14 protein-coding genes are annotated in these 15,678 nt (G+C 71.4%); 1 reads left to right on the forward strand and 13 read right to left on the reverse strand.

Annotation, left to right across the window (positions count from 1 at the left end; translation table 11 throughout):
- Window positions 1-5 precede the first annotated feature (5 nt).
- The 10 genes from ABZU32_RS13925 to ABZU32_RS13970 all read right to left on the reverse strand — a co-directional run bounded on the left by ABZU32_RS13925 (window position 6) and on the right by ABZU32_RS13970 (window position 10,065).
- Window positions 6-806: an enoyl-CoA hydratase-related protein gene (locus ABZU32_RS13925; RefSeq protein WP_354921870.1), complete on the reverse strand. Its 801-nt coding sequence runs from the start codon at window positions 804-806 to the stop codon at window positions 6-8.
- Window positions 803-1,543 carry an SDR family NAD(P)-dependent oxidoreductase gene (locus tag ABZU32_RS13930; RefSeq protein ID WP_354845746.1) on the reverse strand — a complete coding sequence of 247 codons (741 nt, stop codon included), beginning with the start codon at window positions 1,541-1,543 and terminating at the stop codon, window positions 803-805. The genes ABZU32_RS13925 and ABZU32_RS13930 overlap by 4 nt, the downstream gene beginning before the upstream one ends.
- Window positions 1,543-2,187, reverse strand: coding sequence for an iron-sulfur cluster assembly protein (locus tag ABZU32_RS13935; protein ID WP_354921612.1), 645 nt, complete (start codon window positions 2,185-2,187; stop codon window positions 1,543-1,545). Before ABZU32_RS13935 ends, ABZU32_RS13930 begins: the two co-directional genes overlap by 1 nt.
- The gene (locus tag ABZU32_RS13940) at window positions 2,184-3,368 is read right to left on the reverse strand and encodes a Phenylacetic acid catabolic protein (protein ID WP_354921615.1); all 1,185 of its coding nucleotides are present in this window, start codon (window positions 3,366-3,368) and stop codon (window positions 2,184-2,186) included. The genes ABZU32_RS13935 and ABZU32_RS13940 overlap by 4 nt, the downstream gene beginning before the upstream one ends.
- The gene (locus ABZU32_RS13945; RefSeq protein WP_354921618.1) at window positions 3,368-4,255 is read right to left on the reverse strand and encodes a Phenylacetic acid catabolic protein; all 888 of its coding nucleotides are present in this window, start codon (window positions 4,253-4,255) and stop codon (window positions 3,368-3,370) included. The genes ABZU32_RS13940 and ABZU32_RS13945 overlap by 1 nt, the downstream gene beginning before the upstream one ends.
- Before the next feature lie 103 nt (window positions 4,256-4,358).
- Window positions 4,359-5,351 (reverse strand): beta-ketoacyl-ACP synthase 3, encoded by a 993-nt coding sequence (locus tag ABZU32_RS13950; RefSeq protein ID WP_354921621.1) that lies wholly within the window; start codon window positions 5,349-5,351, stop codon window positions 4,359-4,361.
- On the reverse strand, window positions 5,351-6,409 hold the full coding sequence (locus tag ABZU32_RS13955; RefSeq protein WP_354921624.1) for a 3-oxoacyl-ACP synthase: 1,059 nt from the start codon (window positions 6,407-6,409) through the stop codon (window positions 5,351-5,353). The genes ABZU32_RS13950 and ABZU32_RS13955 overlap by 1 nt, the downstream gene beginning before the upstream one ends.
- Before the next feature lie 726 nt (window positions 6,410-7,135).
- Window positions 7,136-8,656: an MFS transporter gene (locus ABZU32_RS13960; protein ID WP_354921627.1), complete on the reverse strand. Its 1,521-nt coding sequence runs from the start codon at window positions 8,654-8,656 to the stop codon at window positions 7,136-7,138.
- A gap of 78 nt (window positions 8,657-8,734) precedes the next feature.
- Window positions 8,735-9,412 (reverse strand): TetR/AcrR family transcriptional regulator, encoded by a 678-nt coding sequence (locus tag ABZU32_RS13965; RefSeq protein ID WP_354845728.1) that lies wholly within the window; start codon window positions 9,410-9,412, stop codon window positions 8,735-8,737.
- A 212-nt stretch (window positions 9,413-9,624) separates the two neighbouring features.
- Entirely contained in the window at window positions 9,625-10,065 is a 441-nt protein-coding gene (locus tag ABZU32_RS13970) for a hypothetical protein (RefSeq protein WP_354921629.1), read from the reverse strand.
- A gap of 409 nt (window positions 10,066-10,474) precedes the next feature.
- On the opposite strand from ABZU32_RS13970, the gene ABZU32_RS13975 reads away from it, so the two are divergent.
- Window positions 10,475-11,518: a cupin domain-containing protein gene (locus ABZU32_RS13975; RefSeq protein WP_354921632.1), complete on the forward strand. Its 1,044-nt coding sequence runs from the start codon at window positions 10,475-10,477 to the stop codon at window positions 11,516-11,518.
- A 19-nt stretch (window positions 11,519-11,537) separates the two neighbouring features.
- Here the strand turns inward: ABZU32_RS13975 and ABZU32_RS13980 are convergent, their stop codons facing one another.
- The 3 genes from ABZU32_RS13980 to ABZU32_RS13990 all read right to left on the reverse strand — a co-directional run bounded on the left by ABZU32_RS13980 (window position 11,538) and on the right by ABZU32_RS13990 (window position 15,669).
- The gene (locus tag ABZU32_RS13980; protein WP_354921635.1) at window positions 11,538-12,731 is read right to left on the reverse strand and encodes an Nramp family divalent metal transporter; all 1,194 of its coding nucleotides are present in this window, start codon (window positions 12,729-12,731) and stop codon (window positions 11,538-11,540) included.
- A gap of 347 nt (window positions 12,732-13,078) precedes the next feature.
- Entirely contained in the window at window positions 13,079-14,443 is a 1,365-nt protein-coding gene (locus ABZU32_RS13985) for a HAMP domain-containing sensor histidine kinase (protein WP_354921638.1), read from the reverse strand.
- Window positions 14,440-15,669 (reverse strand): HAMP domain-containing sensor histidine kinase, encoded by a 1,230-nt coding sequence (locus tag ABZU32_RS13990; RefSeq protein WP_354921641.1) that lies wholly within the window; start codon window positions 15,667-15,669, stop codon window positions 14,440-14,442. The genes ABZU32_RS13985 and ABZU32_RS13990 overlap by 4 nt, the downstream gene beginning before the upstream one ends.
- Window positions 15,670-15,678 lie beyond the last annotated feature (9 nt).

Here is a 15,678-nt window from a genome sequence, read left to right on the forward strand (position 1 = left end):
GGTGACTACCTCCCGCTGAATCGCGCGCGGCCGGGGCCGTCGGTGACGAACCCCCGCATGCCGGTCGAACGGTCCTGGGTGCCGAACAGCCCGGCGAACACCGACCGTTCGATCGCGAGCCCGGCGGCCAGGTCGGTCGCCAGGCCCCCGTCGATCGCGGTCTTCGCGGCGTGCAGGGCCAGCGCCGGGCCCGTCTCGAAGCGCTGCGCCCACTGCACCGCGCTGTCCAGCACCAGGTCGGTCGGCACGACGTAGTCCACCAGGCCCATCTCCAGCGCCTCGGCCGCGCCGACCTGGCGTCCGCTGAAGATCAGCTCCTTGGCCTTGGCCGGGCCGATCAGCCGGGGCAGCCGCTGGGTGCCGCCCGCGCCGGGGATGACGCCGAGCAGGACCTCGGGGAGCCCGAGCCGCGCCTCGGTGCCGCAGATGCGCGCGTCGGCGGTCAGCGCCAGCTCGCAGCCGCCGCCGAGAGCGGGACCGTTGATCGCGGCCACCACCGGCTTGGGGATGGCGGCGACCGCGTCGAAGGCGGCTTGGAGCACGGCCGCGTGCCCGACCATCTCGGCGTGCGACATCGCGGCCATCTCCTTGATGTCGCCCCCCGCCGAGAAGGCCGTGGGCCCGCCGTACACGACCACCGCACGAACCTGCTCGTCGGTCGCGGCCCGCTCGGCGGCCGCGCGCAACGCGCTCTGCGCGGCGCGGTCGAGCACGTTGAGCGGCGGCCGGTCGAGGCGGAGGATGCCCACCGCCCCGTCGATGTCCAGCCATACGGTGGGGTGCCCCACCTCGGGGGCGGTCGTCATGCCCATAACAGACCTCCGTTCACTTCCAGCACGTGGCCGTTGACGTAGCTGGCCTCGGGACCGGCCAGGAAGACCGCGGCGTCGGCGGCCTCGTCGGCGTGGCCGGGCCGGCCGAGCGACAGCCGGGTCTTGTAGCGCGACCAGATCCGGTCGTTGCCGGTGACCTGCTGCCCCATCCCCTCGTCGAGGATTCCGGGGGCCAGGGAGTTGACCAGGATGCCGCGGGGGGCGAGCTCGATCGCGCTGACCTTGGTGAACATCTCCACCGCCGCCTTGGTGGCGCAGTATCCGGCGGCGCCGATCGCGACCCGGGTCGCCATGCTGGAGGAGACGTTGACGATCCGGCCGGCGTCGCTGCGTTCCAGGTAGGGAACCGCGGCCCGGGTGCACAGGAAGACCCCGGTCAGGTTGGTGGTCACCATGTCCTGCCAGTCGGCGACCGGCAGCCGGTCCACCCGCCCGTCCCGGCTCACGCCGGCGTTGGCCACCAGGATGTCGATGCCCCCGAAGCGTCCGGCGGTCTCGGCCATCAGCTCATCGACCGAATCGTCGCTGGTGACGTCGACCGGGACGTAGGCGCAGCGGCCGGGCGCGAGGTCGATGACCTCCTTGATGTCGTACGGGTTGCGGGCGGCGCAGACGACCTGCGCCCCTTCCTGCAGGTAGCGTTCCGCGATCGCCCGGCCGAGGCCCCGGGAGCCTCCGGTGATGACGGCGGTCTTTCCGATGAGTCTCATCACGATCCTCCTCGCACGGGACCGGGGGTCGGGAGCATGGCGGTGCAGCCGGCCGTGCCGATCACGTCGAAGGTCGAGCCGCAGCCGCGGCAGTCGTAGGGGACCTTGCACACCGCCCCGCCGAAGCGGCCGGCGCGCGCGACGTCGTCGCAGCCGCAGTACGGACATCTGGGGGCGGCGCCCGCCACGCGGTATCCGCCCCTGCGCAGCGCGTCCCGGCCGGCGGCGGTGACCGCCGCCGGTTGCCAGGCGCCGCGATCCCACACGATCTCGACCTCGCGTCCCGGGGCCGCGCCGGCGAGCGCGGACCGCACCCGCCGGGCGATCTCCCCGACGGCGGGGCAGCTGAGCCGGGTGGGGGCCAGGCGGACCCGGACGCGGCCGCCGGTCAGCGACACCGAGCGCAGTACGCCGAGGTCGCGCAGGCCGACGTCGATCTCCGGATCGCGCACACCGGCGACCACGTCGGCGAGCCGGCCGGTGAGCTCGTCCGTGTGCCGGGTCGTGAACTCCTCCGTGGGCTGGGCCGTGAGCTCGTCCGTGGGCTGAGCTGTGAACTCGTCCGTGCGCTGGGCCGTGAACTCGTCCGTGGGCTGAGCTGTGAGCCGGCCTGGGGGCCGGTCCTGGAGTCGGTCGGCGTTCACCGGAACACCCCCGGGGCGTAGTCGTCCCTCACCATGCGGCCACGGGACAGGCAGTAGGCCAGTGCGCTCCCGCCCATCCCCGCGGTCCGCGTCAGCGGGCGGCCGGGCAGGCGCGACGCGGGGCCGCCGCTGTCTCCGACCAGCGCGGCGAGACGCTCGTGCAGGGTCGCGGCCGGTACCGGAGCGCTGGGCAGTACGCCCGCCGTGACTCCCTGCGGCCCGGCGCCGAACAGGTCGCCGGCGCGCTCGGTCACCTCGGCGTAGGCGCGCGCGAACTCCTCACTGGTCTCGGGCCATGCGGTCAGCGCCCGCGCCCACCGCCGCCAGTGGTCCAGATGGACCCGCTGCTCGTCGCGGATGGCGATGATCGCGGGCAGCCACGCCCCGCCGGACCCCGCCTCCGCGGCCTGCCCGGTGCGGCCGGGCCCGGTTTCCGCGGTCCGCTCGGCGAGCGCGACGACGGCAGCGGCGATCACCAGACCGCAGGCCACGGTGGACGGCCAGTCGGTGAGCCGTTCGATGGCGCGCGACACCCGCCACCGCGCCTGCGGCCGGTCGAAGAACCACGCGTCGGCGGCGGCCTCGTCGAAACCGCACAGCGACAGGATCGTCCCGGCGTGCGCCAGCGTCTCCTGTCCGATCGAGCCGACCGCCAGCGACTCCTCCAGGTCGATGTAGTCGACGATGCGTTCGCCCAGCCGGTTGCCCAGCACGAACAGGTCGTCGGCGAGCGCGAGCCACAGGTCGCGGAGCTCGGGGTCGGCGGCCCGGGACGCGTCGTCGCGAAGCTCGGAGAGGGCGCCGTCCCTCGGCTCGGCCGAAGAGTCGACGGCCGGCGAATCGGCGAGGGCCGGCGAGCCGGCAACCAGCGGCGAATCGGCGGCGGGCGAAGAGTCCGAGCGGTCGCGGCGGCGGGCGGTGGGGAAGCCGGGCTGGCGGTGCGGCATCCGGGTCTTGGCGGCGAGCAGGTCGCGGTCGTCCCCGGTGGAGACGATCATGTCGGCGCGGCGGACCACCCAGAGGGTGGCCAGGTCGTCGCGGCGCCCGTAGGTCTCCTTGGCCAGGTGCCAGGCGCCGTCCGGGCGCGGCGAGACGATGGAGCCGACATGGCTGAGCGTCTTGCCGACGCCATTCTGCGTGAAGACCTCATAGACGTCGGGGTCGTTCGGGACGTGCGGCATCACGACACCTCCCGCAGCGCGCGCCGGTACCGCGTGTTGCGGTCCAGGGCGTGGCGCACCCAGTCCAGCCGGCGCTGCGACGCCGGCCCGCCGCCCGCGATCACCTTCTTCACCTCGGCCCAGTCGGGCATCGCGAACTCCCACTCCCCCGAGGCCGCCTGACGGACCAGCGCGGGATCCACGTGCACACCGAGCTTCCGGAAGACCGGGATGATCTTGTTGAGCCATGCCTGGCGCAGCGCGTCGTTGCCGTCCGGCTTCAGGCCTATCTGCCACATGCGGTTGGCGTGCAGGGTGTCGGTGTCGGGCGGGCCGAGGTAGGCCAGCACGCGCGGCATCCACAGCTCGAACCCCTCCTGCACCCGCCGGCGCTGCTCGGCGTCACCGTGGGTCAGCACCTCGTGGGTGAGGTCCAGGGCGTGCTGGTAGTGGAAGGACTCCTCGCGCTCGATCTTGCGCAGCGCCCGGGCGTACGGCAGGTACACGCCCTTCATCAGGGACTGGAACTGGACGATCGCCGCCGAGTTCATCAGCAGCAGCCCCGGGCCCAGCTCCTCCCAGGTCCCGAAGGAGTAGTGGAAGATGTTGTGCACCTTCGCGCGGCCCTCGAGGTAGTCGAGCAGGATCCGCTCGCGCGGCATGCCCAGGTCTTCGGCGACGCGCGCGGCCACGTGCCCGTGACCGACCTCGTCCTGGATCTTGGCCATGAGCATCTGCCGCCTGGTGTGGCTGGGCGCGCGGTCCAGCCACTCGGCGAACGGCAGCACGCCCACCAGCTCGTTGAGCGCCTGTACGGTGGCGAACCGCCTGGCGCCCTCCCGTACCTCGTCGGGCATCGGATCCCACAGCTCGTAGCAACGGTGCCCCGCCGCGGTGGCCATCGGCATTTCTGTCTCCTTTTGCAGCGCTTGCCCGGTTTCCAGCGGTCGTCCGGCGTGGTCGGACGTGGTCCGGCGGTGGTCCGGCGTTGTCCGGCGTTGTCCGGCGGGCTCAGTACCAGCGGACGACGACGGCGCCCGCGGTCATGCCGCCGCCCACTCCGGCCAGCACCAGGCGCTCACCCCGCTGGAAGGGCCGGCGTTCGTGCTCCACGCGGAGGGTGAGCGGGATGGAGGCCGCGGCGGTGTTGCCGAAGTGCGGTGCGGTGAGCGGCACCCGGGCGGGGTCGACGCGCAGTTCGCGGACGCACTCCTCGACCATGCGGGTGTTGGCCTGGTGCAGGATGAGGCGGTCCACCTCCTCCAGCCGGAGCCCGGCCGAGGCGAGCGCCTCGTCGATCACCTTGGGGAGGGTGCGCATCGCGTACTCGCGCACGGGGCGGCCCTTCATCCGGAACAGGTGCTCTCCGGCCTCCCACGCCCGGGCGTCCAGCGGCCGGCGGGTGCCGCCGGCGGCCACCTCGACCAGGTCGCGGTATTCGCCGTTGGCCACCAGTCGCCAGCCCAGTACGCCGTACCCCTCGGGCACCGGACCGAGCAGCACCGCCCCGGCCCCGTCGCCGAACAGGCTGACGGTGCGCCGGTCGGTGGGGTCCATCAGCGAGGAGTACACGTCCGCGCCGATCACCAGGGCGTACTCGCCCCCCTGCCCGGACAGCCGCCCCGACATCATCGAGTCGGCGACCGCCAGTGCGTAGAGGAAGCCGGAGCACACGGCGTTGACGTCGAACGCCGGGACACCGGACAGCCCGAGCTTGTCCTGCAGAATGGCTCCGGTGGAGGGCTGCGGCTGGTCGGGCGTCGAGGTGCCCACGATGATCAGCCCGAGCCGGTCGGCCGCCTCGGGCCGCACGGCCAGCGCCTCACGGGCGGCGTGCAGCGCGAGGTCGGAGGTGGCGGTGCCGGGCTCGCGGTACCTGCGTTCCAGGATGCCGGTCCGCTCGACGATCCAGCTCTCCTCCACGCCGGCCCACTCGGCGATCCGCGCGTTGTCGATGACCACCGGCGGCACGTGGCCGCCCAGGCCGAGGAATCCCACGTTCATCAGTCGCTCCTCTCCGCCGCCTGCTCCCGCGGCACCTGGACGACGGCGCAGGTCCAGGTCCAGGCCGCCCCGCCGCCGATCACCAGGGCGACGTCGCCCGGCTCCAGCGGCGCGCGATCGCGCAGGTCGGCCAGGTTCGCCAGGAAGTCCCCGCACCCCAGGTGGCCGGTGTCCGCGCCGAATTGCAGCGCCTCGGCCTTCAGCACGTCGTTCATCACCGGCACGTAGTTGGCGTCCAGCAGGTACGCTCCGAGCCGCGGCAGCGCGATGTACTTGATCCGGGGATCGTCGAGCCGCAGCCCCGCGTCGCGCACGGCGTCCACGATCACCTTGCGGATCGACCGGCTGGCGATGGAGGTGAACTTGTCCTTGCCGTACGCCTCCACGTAGGACTTCTTGGGACGGCGCAGGTCGATGGAGCTGCTGTGCGACATGGGCGCCGCGCTGAAGTCGTTGCCGTGCCGCATCATCAGTTCGAGCTCGGCCTCGGTCTCGCTGGCCAGGGACAGCAGCGCCCAGTCGTCGGGCCCCGAGTCGCCGTGGTGCAGCAGCGCCGCGGTTCCCGCGTCGCCGAATCCCAGGCCGTAGTCGGAGGTCCAGCGGTCCATGCCGGGCGGGGCGAAGCGGTCGCCCGTGGTGACGAGCGCGGCGCCGAGCCCCGGTTCGGCGTCCAGATGCAGCGCCGCGAGCTGGAGGGCCAGCGCGGCCGCGTTGCAGCCCTGCTGCACGCCGTACACCAGGGCGTGGGGAGCGCCGACCTCGTTCGCCACGAAGTGCGGCGGCGACCACATGTCATGGCCCTGGTGGTAGATCCAGGTGTGCATGACCAGGCCCACATTGGAGGGGCTCCAGCCCGCCCGGCTGATCGCGTCACGACCGGCCGCCGCCGCCATCTCGGGAGCGGACCACCGCGTCGAGACCGGAAGACCGGTGAGGCCGAGCCGGTCCACGTCCTGGGCGTCCAGCTTGCCCGCCGCGACGGCGTCCTCGACGTTCTCGCGATCCGGCGGAAACCATGTGGTCACGGTCTTGATCCGCAGGTCGTTTCCGAATTTCATCGGGCTCCTCTCAGATTCCTTGGAAGCTCGGGATCCGTGGGGTGATCGGGAGTGCGATATTCCGGCAGGCGGACGTCGGGCCGGCGGTGCGTCTGGCCGGGGATATGGGGGCTCCGTACCTGGCGGAGCGCGGTGCGCGGTCGTCCACCACCTGGGAGCCGACGTTGGTACACGGCGTCCTCGGTGGCTTCGCCCACTATCGCATACCTTCATGAAGGTATGTAACTTTGTGTAAGGCACCCGGGGAGCGGCAGGCGGCCCCCGCCGATGCCGACCGGGCACCTCCGGCCTCCAGCACCACGACACGACCGCCGGTCGGCCTTCTTCGCGGCGCACGCGGACGATGCGCCTGCCAGGCATGACGCTCCGCTTCCGTTCACCTCACGGCGGCGGCACCGGATGTCCCCGCCAGGAAGTGACAGAGCGGCGCGGCCAGTGTGCGACCGGGTGAATCCTCACTTGCACAGCGGGAGGTCATGTCCTGTCGGAATAAAATACCTCTCCGATGGTATGTTTTTCTGTCGCCCGGGGTGGGAGGGACATCCTGTCCGCCGCAAGGACCTGGCCGTACTGATCGTCGTGGCGCTGTCGGCGGTCTGGCTCGCCGTCTCCTCCTTCACCGGGCCCTAGAAATGCCTCGCCCCCTGCCCGGACCACCGAAAAGGAGGTGGCCGGACAGGGGGCGGCGTTCATGGGCCGCGGGGATCGGCGTCCCGCGCGGCCTGATCAGTGGGCGAGCACGGGCACCGAGGGCGCGTCCTCGTGGCCGTCGTGGCCGGACGAGGCGCCGGGGCGCCGTCCCTGGTGGCCGCTGTCGACGAGGACGAGCACGATGGCCGCGGCCAGCACCAGGATGCCCACCGCCCACCAGATCGCGGTCGCGTAGCCGTGCACCGCCGCCTCGTTGGCGAAGGCGGCCTTGCCGAGGGTCCGCGCCTGGGCGGCGTGCGAGGTGACCCAGCCGGTGACGGCGCCGGCGGCGATGGTGTTGAGCAGGGCGGTGCCGATGGCGCCGCCGACCTGCTGGGAGGTGTTGACCATCGCGGAGGCCACACCCGCGTCGCGCGGCTGGACCCCGAAGGTGGCCAGGCTCATCGCCGGCATGAAGGCCGTGCCCATGCCGAGACCGAGCAGGATCTGCGCGGGCAGCACCAGGCCGGCGTAGGAGCTGTCGACCTTCATCTGGGTGAGGATGAGCATGCCGACCGCGGCGAGCAGGAAGCCGGGCACCATCAGCAGCCGCGGCGGGACGCGGGTCATCAGACGGGCGCCGATCTGCGTCGAGCCGGTGACCATGCCCGCGACCATCGGCAGGAAGGCGAAGCCGGTGCGCACCGGCGAGTAGCCCTTGACGACCTGCAGGTAGTAGGTCAGGAAGAGGAACAGGCCGAACATCGCGATGATCGCCAGTCCCAGTGACAGGTACACGCCGCCGCGGTTGCGGTCGGTGACCACGCGCAGCGGCAGCAACGGCGATCGGACCTTGCTCTCGACCAGCACGAAGGCGACGAGCAGCACGGCCGCCGCGACGAACAGGCCGATGGTCACGTTCGCCGACCAGCCGTCGGACTCGGCGCGGGTGAAGGCGTAGACCAGGGAGACCAGGCCGAGGGTGGCCAGCACGACGCCGGGAATGTCCAGGCCGCTGCCGTTGTGGGTCCCGGCGGGCTCACGGATGACCAGGAAGGCGCCGATGACGGCGAGAACGGCGAAGGGGATGTTGACGTAGAACGTCCAGCGCCAATCGAGGTACTCGGTGAGGAAGCCGCCGAGGATCAGGCCGACGGCGCTGCCGCCGCCCGCGATGGCGCCGTAGATGCCGAACGCCTTCGCCCGCTCGTGGGCCTCGGTGAACATCACCGCCAGCAGTGACAGGGCGGCGGGCGCCAGCAGCGCGCCGAACACGCCCTGGAGCGCGCGGGCTCCGAGGAGCATCGCCTCGTTGCCGGCGGCGCCACCGATCGCGGAGGCCAGGGCGAAGCCGATCAGGCCGGCGATGAAGGCGCGCCTGCGGCCCCACAGGTCGGCGATGCGGCCGCCGAACAGGAGCAGTCCCCCGAACGCCAGGGCGTACGCCGTGATGACCCACTGACGGTCGCCGTCGGAGATATGGAGGTCAACCTGCGCGGAAGGCAGGGCGATGTTCACGATCGTCGCGTCGAGCACGACCATCAACTGGGCGATGGCGATGAATCCGAGGGCTTTCCAGCGCCGGGGGTCCGGCTGGACCTGGGCTGTTTCAGGCATGCGTTAACTCACTTACGGTACAGAGATGCCGAATCGGCAGGTGAAAGGTAATAGCGATCCGTCGCCGGAGCGGGGAGCTCAGGCGGTCGGCGTCGTCGTGGTCGGTGGTCGCCGCTTGAGGTCGTCGAAGGTGGCTCCGGCTCCGGGCAGGGGGGATCGCGCCGGGGTGCGGAGCCCGTCCAGGAAGAGCTCCAGATGACGACCGACGAACCTGTCGAGGTTCAGGCGCCTGGAACCCGGCAGGGGCCGGGTGAGCTGGGAGAGTGCGATCAGGATGTCGGCGGGGGTCACATCCGGGCGCAGGAGGCCCGCGTCGCGCCCCCGCTCCACGATGGCCTCCACCGCCCGTTCGAGGCGGGCGCGCTCCACGGTGAGCGCCGAGGCGATCCTCTCACAATCGGCGGAGAGAATCGGACACAGGGCCCCAATTCGCTCCTCTGTCGCGCCGTGCACGAAGCGCCGCAGCGCCGCGAACGCGTCCGGCTCCTCGGCGAGCGCCGTCTCGGCCAGCTTCACGATTCGGTTCATGACCTCCAGGGTCACCTGGCGGATGAGTTCGGGACGGTCGGCGAAGTGCCGGTAGATCGTGGCGTTGCCCACGCCGGCCCGCCGCGCGATCTGGTCGAGAGTCACCTCGGCCCCGTACTCCACGAACGCCTCACGCGCGGCGGCCACGATGCGTTCCCGGTTGCGTGACGCGTCCGCCCGCAGCCGCTGAACGTGGCTCCGCCCGGCGGTCGTGCTCACGGTTCCCACAGCGGTGCTCCCTTCCGTCCTCCGGCACGCAACCGGGGACGGTCTCCCCGGTTGCGACCTCCGTGCAAACGGGGAGACCATCCCCGGATATTTCGGACATCCTTGTGAACTGCATCACATGGCCGAAAACACCGCACCGCCGCGAACATGCTGATGGCCCCGCTCCCGGCCGAAGCCGGGAGCAGGGCCGGTCCGCTCCCCCGCGCGAGGGGTCAGTCGATTCGCTGGCAGATCGTCACCGGCAGGCGGGGCGACCACCTCTTGGTGACCTCGTCGTACCCGCGGGCGTACCCGTTGGTCCCAGGGGCGCAGGGGGCGGCGATCGTCGTGTCCACGTAGACGGCGCCGCCGGGGGTGATGGGGTGCGTGCGGGCGGTCTGCCACCGGGAGAAGGCCACCCGGCCGTTGTTGAACTTGACGGCGACGTAGACCCGGCCTCCGACGGTGAAGTTGCCGCCGGCGACCTTGAGGTGGCCGTCGAAGGTGTAGGTGAACAGGAACGGCTGCGCCAGCTGGAGAGAGCGGGCGGAGCTCGTGGTGACCGTGCCGGCGGCGGCCGAGGCGTTCGCGGCGGCGCCGAGCGCGGGAACGCCCAGGGCGACGACGCCGGCGGCGACGGTGACGCCGAGCAGGGCGCGGATGGTGTAGGTCATTTCGATCTCCTCCGAGACGGTGCCGACCCTGTGGTCCGGGACGCTACGTCGGCCGGGCTGCTCCACCATTGACGGGCATGCCGCCTGCAACCCGCTGTCAACGGCCTGACGCCGGCTTGCATCCGCCGTCGGAGTTCAGATCGCACGCGATGGCGTCGTCGGAGGCGACGGGAGGCGGAGGCGAACGCGAGGCGGCCCGCCGAAAACCGTCGAAGGCCGAGATCGTGCGACACGCCGCCGCACAAGCCGCTACGGCCGACGCCTACTGCTTAACCTGGTGAAACGGAAGAACGCCCAGGTCAGACCGTAGGGCACCGGCGTGCGCGTCTCCCTGCGGCCCGGTACGCGGTTCGGCGAGCGGGACACATCCAGCCGTGAACCGCGCGGTCGCGGTGACGAAGGGAAAACCATGACCGGTACCTCGCCTCACATCACGTCCCTGGCGACCGCGCCGCCCGCGTTCGAGAGCGAACTCGGATCGGTCACGCTGGTCGACGCCACCGTCCTGCCGATACTCAACGGGCTCTCCATCAAGCACGTCGTCCTCGAACCCGGCGCGATCCGCGAGCCGCAGTGGAACGTCAACGCCAACCAACTCGGTTACTGCCTTTCCGGAACCGCCCTTGTGTCGATACTCGGAAACGCCGACGTCTTCTCCTCGTTCGTCGTCGGCGCCGGGCAGATGTACCACGTCGAATCCGGCTCGATCTACCACATCGAGAACATCGGCGACGGGCGTGCCGAATTCCTGCTCGCCCTGCGCAGCGAACGGCCTCAGCATTTCTCGATGCGCGACAGCTTCAGCGCCATGACCGACGCGGTGCTCGGCAACACCTACGACCTTCCCGGGTCGGCGTTCGCCGCCTTCGACCGGTCTCCGGCGCAGCAGATCGTCCGCCGCGCCGGCGCCGCCGATGTCCCCTCCACCGCCGGACTGCCCAACGCCCATCTGTTCGACGTCGAAGGACAGCACCCGCCACTGTCGTACGCCTACGGTGAGGCCCGCCTGGCCCGCAAGCAGTATTGGGCCGCGCTGGAGGACATCTCGATGTACTCGCTGCGCATCAAGGAGAGCGGGATGCGCGAACCGCACTGGCACCCGGTCACCGGCGAGATGGGATACGTCGAGAAGGGCCATGCCCGCATGCGCGTGCTGGACCCCGACAACACCCTGGACGAATATCTGCTCAGCCCCGGCGACGTGTACTTCGTGCCCCGGGCCTTCCCTCACCACATCGAGGTCCTCGGCGACGGGGACATGCACTTCCTCATCTTCTTCGACCAGCCCATGCCCGCCGACATCGGTTACCGGGCCACCGCGTCCGCGTTCTCCCGCGAGGTCCTGGCCGCGAGTTTCGGCATTCCCGAGCGGGAGCTTCCGCGGTTCCCCTACACGCCGGTCGACCCGCTCATCGTCGGCCGGCTCAACCCGCTCGACCCGGTCGGCTCCTGAGGCCGAGCCGGCGGGAGCGTCACCACAGCAGCAGGATCGGCAGGGAGCAGCCGAGGAGGGCGACCACCACCGCGGCGGCGCCGGCGATCCAGGTCGTGTACGGGGCGTTGACGAGCGGCCCCATCAGCGACTTGTCGCGGCAGAAGTGGACGAGCAGGAACAGCGCCACGGGCACTCCCAGCGAGATGACCACCTGACTGAGGACCAGCAGGCCGGTCAGGGACACCCCGGAGAACAACGCGAGGACGGCCGGCGTCATCGTCAGGACGCGGCGCACGTGCACGGGAACCCGTCGGCCCAGGAAACCCCGCATCACGACGTCGCCCGCGAGCGTGCCGATGCCGGATGAGGAGATGCCCGAGGCCATCAGCGCGACGGCGAAGGCGAGGGCGGCGGCTCCGCCGACGCGGGCCGCCAGTTCCGCGTGGGCGGCCGGCAGGTCGCCGGTCCAGGCGCCGCCGGTCGCCGCGCCGAGGCCGGCGCCGAGGGCGATCATCGACACGTTGATGACCGTGGCGACGCCCAGGGCGAGTGAACAGTCCACCCGCAGGATCCGGCGGACGAGATCGGGCTGCCGGCGAGCCGCCGCGGTCGTCATGCCGCGCCCCTGTACCAGGGCCGAGTGCAGGTAGACCGCGTGGGGCATGACCGTGGCGCCGACTATTCCCATGGCCAGCAGCGGCGCCCCCTCGGCTCCGAGGCCCGGGACCAGCCCGGCGGCGAGCGCGCTCGCGGACTGGTGTCCCGTGACGATGATGTCGTAGCCGATGCCCGCGCCGACGAGCAGCAGAGCGGCGGCGCTCATGAGCTCGAACGGGCGCGTGCGACCCTTGCGTCGCAGTTCCAGCAGCGCGAGCGACACCACCGCCGTCGCGACCGCCGAGGCCGCCACCGGCATCCGGAACAGCAGGTGCATGCCGATCGCCGCGCCCACGAACTCCGCGAGGTCGGTGGCGAGCACGACCACCTCGGCCTGCGACCACAGCATGAGGCTCGCGAGCCGGGTGAACCGCCCGCGGCACAGCCGGGGCAGGCTCTCACCGGTCGCCATGCCGAGTTTCGCCGCCTGGAACTGCACGAGGATCGCCACCAGACTGGCCGCCACGACGACCCAGACCAGTGTGCAGCCGAGGGTGGCGCCCGCGGTGAGGTTGGTGGCCACGTTCCCGGGATCGACGTAGGCGATCGCCGCCACGAAGGCCGGGCCGAGCATCCGGGCGACCCGGGCGCCCCTCTTCCGCGCGGGCGCGGGGCCCGTGGTGGCGTCGCGGAGGTCCAGGGCCCCATCGGGGCCGTGCCATGGCGAGGTGCGGTCATCCGGCCGCCCGCTCGAATCCGCCGATTTACCGCGAACGATCACCGAAATCCCTTAGTGGCCATGTAGTGACATTCTTCTGCGTAGCCGGAATGGGCGTACGGGAGCGGGAATACCCGCGCGAGAAGAGGCGCGAAACCTGGTCACCACACGAGAACAATGGGCTTCACTGGGACGTGATTCGCGATATCCACGCACGTGATTCGGAATATCCGGGCACGCCGCGCCGGCTGCGCCGCCGGCGGTCAGGAATGCGACGGGAGGCGGACGACGAAGCGCGCGCCCCGGTCGCTGTCCTGGATGGTCAGCGCGCCGCCGTGGCTCTCGGCGATCTGCCGGGCGATGGGGAGGCCGAGGCCGATCCCTCCGGCGTCCCTGCTGCGCGCGGTGTCCAGCCGGGTGAACCGCTGGAACACCGTCTCCCGCTGGTCGGCGGCGATTCCGGCGCCGTCGTCGAGGACCTCGAGTTCCACGACGCCCCCGGGGACTTCAGGGTCGCGCTCCACGCGTCGAAGGGTGACCGTGACGGTGGAGCAGGCGTATCGCTGAGCGTTCTGGACCAGATTGCAGATCAGCTGGCGCAGCCGTGACCTGTCGCCTCTCACCATCACCCCCGGCGCCAGACGGTGGACCACCATGCCGTTCAGGTGATGACTCTTCAGCTCCATGGTGATGAGTTCGGTGAGATCGACCGGCTTGCGCACGCCCGGTACGCCCGCGTCGAGCTGGGTGAGCGTCAGCAGGTCGGAGGTGATCGACTGCAGACGCTCCACGCTCGGGAGCACGTCGTCGCACAGCCGGTGCAGGCCCGCGTCTTCGGACGCCAGGAGGGCGTCCTCTATCTGGGCGCGGATGGCGGTGATCGGGGTGCGCAACTCGTGGGAGGCGTCCGAGCAGAACCGCCGCTGCTGTTCGAGCGTGTGCTCCAGCGCGTCCAGGGTGTCGTTGACGCTCCGCGCCAAGCGGTGGATCTCGTCCTTGGCCGCGGGGACCGGGACCCGGTGGCTCAGGTTGTTGCTGCGGATGTGGTCGAGCTGGGCCCGGATGGCGTCCACGGGCCTGAGCGACCTGGTGACGGTGTGCCGCGCCCCGTACGCGATCGCGGCGGTGAAGACGACGGTCCCCACGACCAGGATGGAGGCGACACCCGGATAGACGAAGAACGGCAGCGTCGGCGCGGCGCTGTAGATGGTCCAGTCGCCGTCGCGGTACACCTGCTGGGCGACCACGATGTGGCAGCCGCCGGTCGGGAAGACGGAGTCGCACACGACCGCGGTGGCCACCCGCCCGGGGCTCTTCGGCGTGAAACGCGCCATGGGGGGCCGCTTCTGCAGGTCTTTGGTCGCGGCGACGACCCGTCCGTCCGGGGCGACGACCTGGACGGGGCGGATGAGGTCCTGCGGAATGGGCGGGAGCGGATTGACCATTTCGCCGCGGTCGACGTAGTAGGCGGTCAGTTCGCCCACCGCGGTCACCTCTTTGGTGAGGTTCTGGGTCGCCACCTTGTTGATGGCGAACAGCAGGACGATGGAGAACACCATGCACAGCGCGCCCACCGCCGCGCTGGTGAACAGCGCCAGGCGGGCGCGGATCGAGTTCTCCGGCCTCATGACGACCTCCTTTCACCGGACCGGGCTCCGGGCAGGCGCAGGACGAAACGCGCGCCTTGGTAAGCGCTTTCCTCGACGCCGAGAGAACCCCGGTGCGCCTGGGCGATCTCGCGGGCGATGGCCAGGCCGAGTCCGGTGCCGTTGCCGTCGAGCCGGCGGGCGTCCTCCAGCCGGGTGAAACGGTGGAAGACCCGCTCCCGGTCGGCCTTCGCGATCCCCGGCCCGTCGTCGCCGACCGCGAGCTCGACCGCGGTCTCGGTGGCGTGCACCTCGACGGTCACCAGGTGCCTGGCGTGCCTCTGGGCGTTGTCCAGCAGGTTGGCCAGCAGCCGGCCGATCTGGGACGGCACGACGTCCACGATGGCCCCGCGCGCGAGCTGGAGCCGGACGGGGACGCGATCGGTCCGCTGGGCCATCTCCATCCGGACCAGGGCGGCGAGATCGAGGCGCTGCGGTTCGGCGGGCGGGCAGCCGCGCACGCGAGCGAGGCGCAGCACGTCATCGGTGATCATCTGGAGCCGTTCGACCTGGTCGAGGGTCGTGCCCAGCAGTTCGGGCAGCCGGGCCCGGCCGGGATCCTGTTGCGCCTCTTCCAGCCGCACCCGCAGTCCCGCGATGGGGGTGCGCAGTTCGTGGGAGACGTCCGAGGCGAACTGCCGTTGGCGGTAGGCGATCTCCTCGCGTTCCTCCTTGGCCCGGTTCAGGCGCCCCAGGAACCTGTTGATCGCCCGGGCCAGGCAGGTGATCTCCTGCGCTCTTCTCGGTTCCGAGACGCCGACGGTCAGGTCGTCGAAGTCGATCAGGGAGAGTTCGGCGCCGACCGTCTCCACCGGGCGCAGCAGCCGGCCGGTCACCTTCCAGGCCGCCCACGCGTTCAGGGCGATCAACTCCGCGGCCTCCAACGCCACGACCAACCGGACCGAGCCGAGCCAGGCGACGTCCGGGAGCGGGCCCTGAGACGCGGAGGCCCCCGTACGGCGGACCGGCGCCACGACCGTGACCTGCACGACGTGGACGGGCGGGCGCGACCGGCCGTGCGGCGGCCTCAGCCGGGTCCCGGCGCCCGTGAGGGAGGACCCGGGCAGATCACCTCGCCATCGGACGACCCCGGTCGCGGCCAGGAAGTACATCCCTGCTCCGGTGGTGAGAAGGGTGAGGACGGTCATCGTGACGGCGAGCAGGGTGACCTGCCCCCGGACCGAGCGCGGCCGGTACCGCTCTCGCATCGGTGGTCT

It is taken from the genome of Sphaerisporangium sp. NPDC005288 (assembly GCF_040607475.1).
Taxonomy (GTDB): Bacteria; Actinomycetota; Actinomycetes; order Streptosporangiales; family Streptosporangiaceae; genus Sphaerisporangium; species Sphaerisporangium rhizosphaerae.